Source organism: Bacillus sp. C30 (assembly GCF_040838255.1).
Classification (GTDB): Bacteria; Bacillota; Bacilli; order Bacillales; family Bacillaceae_G; genus Bacillus_A; species Bacillus_A mycoides.
Genome location: NZ_JBFPJH010000333.1, coordinates 1 through 3,433, shown reverse-complemented (window position 1 = coordinate 3,433; position 3,433 = coordinate 1). Strand labels below are relative to the sequence as shown.

Below are 3,433 nucleotides of genomic sequence, written 5' to 3'. Positions count from 1 at the left end.
CTTATTGGCAGGCGTGGCGATTTTATTAAAAAGATTCTAGACAGGTTCTTAGATAGTTATGGACTACTGGGAGCCTCTTAAGTTATACTTGTATAATATCAAAAATTAATAAGGGGTAATATTAACATTATGAAAGAAAAAAACGAACTTGTTCAAAGTATTCCTCAAACAGGATTTTTTGGGCATCCAAAAGGATTATTCACTTTATTCTTCACTGAGTTTTGGGAGAGGTTTTCTCATTACGGAATGAGAGCTATTTTACTTTATTATATGTACTATTCGGTCGCAAAAGGTGGATTAGGAATTGATCAATCTACCGCAACCTCGATAATGGCAATTTACGGTTCCTTACTGTTCATGTCTAGTATTATCGGTGGATGGATATCGGATCGTTTATTTGGTCCAAGTAAAACCGTATTCTTTGGTGGCGTTTTAATTATGATTGGCCATCTTATTTTAGCTTTACCGGGTAGTAAAAGTGCGTTATTTATCTCTATGGTCTTCTTAGTTCTAGGAACAGGGTTGTTAAAGCCTAACATATCGAACATCGTAGGAAGTTTATACAGTGAAACAGATGCGCGTCGTGACTCAGGGTTCAGTATATTCTACATGGGTATTAACTTAGGGGCCTTACTTGCACCTTTAGTTGTCGGAACATTAGGTCAGCAATATAATTTCCACCTTGGTTTTGGAGTTGCGGCAATTGGTATGGCAATTGGGTTAGGGGTATTTGTTGGAACAAAACAGAAAAACCTTGGTCTAGTCGGTACGCAAGTACCTAATCCATTATCAGATTCGGAAAGAAAAAAGACTATTAAGTATTTCAGTGTTGGTCTGGTTGTATTAACATTGCTAGGTGTGGTTACAATTCCAACTGGGTTGTTAACTATAAATCGTTTTACATTCCTGATTAGTATCTTAGGGATTGTTATTCCAGCCTATTATTTCATTTATATGTATCGTAGTCCTAAAATAACAAAAGTAGAGCAATCTCGTCTTCTTGCGTATATACCACTCTTTATTGCAGCTACAATATTTTGGTCTATACAAGAACAAGGTGCTATTATCTTAGCGACATACGCGGATCAACGAACTCAATTACAGTTCAATGGAATTACATTGCATTCCGCTTGGTTCCAATCATTAAGTCCAATCTTTATCGTAACGCTTGCCCCGATTTTTGCATGGGTTTGGATAAAGTTAAGCAAGAAGCAGCCTTCAACGGCAAAAAAATTCGCTATTGGATTGCTATTTGCAGGTTTATCATTCTTAGTTATGATTATTCCGGCTTTAATCAACGGTACTCACTCTTTAGTGAATCCTATGTGGTTAGTCCTTAGCTTCTTTTTAATTGTAATTGGAGAAGTTTGTTTATCTCCTTCAGGGTTATCAATAACGACGAAGCTGGCTCCAGCTGCTTTCTCTTCGCAAACCATAAGCTTATGGTTCTTATCAACTGCGTCTGCGCAAGCAATAAATGCCCAAGTTGTTAAACTGTATAATCCTGCAACAGAAGCAATTTACTTTGGTGTTATTGGTGCTATCTCCATTTTAGTTAGCATCCTGCTGTTTACATTATCATCAAAAATCCAAAATTTCATGAAGGGACTTCAATAACGGTCTCTTATTGAAATGAACAAATACAAGTTTCTATGTGAAGAGTAGCCAAACGGGTTACTCTTTTTTGTAAAGGTTAGATAAATATTGCATTCTTACCGTACTTATATTTAAATTTATCAGTTTTGATAAATCATAGTACAATTAACAATTCTGATGATTATCTCTTACCCAGTTATACTTTACTAATGGAAAAAATTCACTCTGTTTGTTTTACATAAAAATGGTGTGATATTTTTATCACACCATTTTAAAATCATTACTTTGTATATCTTTGAGTTTATCAGAACTTAACTTTTTATCCATTCATATAGACGAAAATTCTACATCATTAAGAAACTATTTAAAAAGTTGCCTTTTATTTGGAACAATTCCATATTTGTTAGAATACTCCCATTGCAACCTTTCCCTTTATATTCTATACTGCATCTTCAATTACAAAATACAAACACACAAAGAGGGCTGCATCAGCCCTCTTTAATTAACATGCTTTTTACTTAATGCGTCGCACCGCCGCACGCTACAATATCTACTTCCACTTCCGTCGCTACCTCAATTGCCAACTCTATCCCTTTACGAATCGTAGAAAGTGACATACTCGGTTGCCCTGGATAATTGCTCGCTTGCTCTGGTAAGAACGGAATATGAACAAATCCGCCTTTTATTTTCTTATCATGTTTTTCTAGTTCGTGCATGAGACCATAGAATAAATGATTACAAACGAATGTACCTGCGGTTTGTGAAACAGATGACGGTATACCTTCTTCGCGAAGTTTTTTCACGATTGCTTTCATCGGAAGTGTAGACCAATACGCAATAGGTCCTTCTTCTACAACTGGCATATCCACCGGCTTGTTCCCTTCATTATCAGCAATTCTTGCGTCGTCAACGTTAATTGCTACACGCTCTATCGTAATATCTGGTCTGCCCCCAGCTTGTCCAATACATATAATCATTTCAGGAGTCAGTTCTTCTATATACGCTTTTAATACTTGTATCGATTTATGAAATACGGTTGGAACTTGTTTACTAATAATCTTGTACTCTCCGATTGTTTTTTCATGCAAACTTTTTGCGACTTCCCAAGCTGGATTGATACTTTCTCCCCCGAACGGATCAAATCCTGTTAATAATACTGTTTTCATAGTTTCACTCTCCTAATTAGAAACGATATACAAGGCCGTACATTATAAACATATTTATGATAAAAATTGAAAGAGCAATTGGTACTTGTGCTTTAATGACTGCATTTTTATCTTTCAATTCTAAAAGCATCGCAGGTACGATATTAAAGTTTGCTGCCATTGGAGTAAGCAGCGTTCCGCAATATCCAGCAAACATACCGAGTGCTGCCATAATAGCTGGATTCCCTCCGTGCATTTGTACAATTAGAGGTAAGCCGATTCCGCCAGTGATTACTGCAAACGCTGCGAATGCATTCCCCATTACGACTGTAAATAGCATCATTCCTAAACAATACGCCATAACAGCAACGAATGGATACTCTGTCGGTAACACTTGTCCGACTAAATCTGAAACAACTTGACCAACGCCAGACTTCGCGAAAATACCGCCAAGTGCTGCTAACATTTGTGGTAAAATAACTGCCCACCCGACAGCCTGTAGTAACCTACTTCCTTCTTGAACAGGCGTTGTTATTTTCGCTTTTGTAATACGCATCGCCGCAACGAATGCGAGTAATGCCCCTAACGCTAATGCAACTAATGTTACTTTATCAGGATCAACAAGTGCGACATTCCCCCATTTGATTTTTCCTAACGTTAACGTTCCGATAATTGTAAAAATAGGTATTAAT

Annotated in this window: 3 protein-coding genes; 1 reads left to right on the top strand and 2 read right to left on the bottom strand. The window is 37.0% G+C overall.

Annotated features, from left to right (window positions below):
• Positions 1–129 precede the first annotated feature (129 nt).
• Positions 130–1,617 (top strand): peptide MFS transporter, encoded by a 1,488-nt coding sequence (locus AB3X49_RS19665; RefSeq protein WP_367964205.1) that lies wholly within the window; start codon positions 130–132, stop codon positions 1,615–1,617.
• A gap of 497 nt (positions 1,618–2,114) precedes the next feature.
• On the opposite strand, the gene pcp is transcribed toward AB3X49_RS19665, so the two are convergent.
• Both pcp and AB3X49_RS19655 read right to left on the bottom strand, forming a co-directional pair.
• The gene (gene pcp, locus AB3X49_RS19660; RefSeq protein WP_367964204.1) at positions 2,115–2,762 is read right to left on the bottom strand and encodes a pyroglutamyl-peptidase I; all 648 of its coding nucleotides are present in this window, start codon (positions 2,760–2,762) and stop codon (positions 2,115–2,117) included.
• Positions 2,763–2,778: 16 nt separating this feature from the next.
• Positions 2,779–3,433: 5-oxoproline transporter, DUF979 family subunit (locus AB3X49_RS19655; RefSeq protein WP_367964202.1), on the bottom strand; the 655-nt coding region annotated here is incomplete at its 5' end.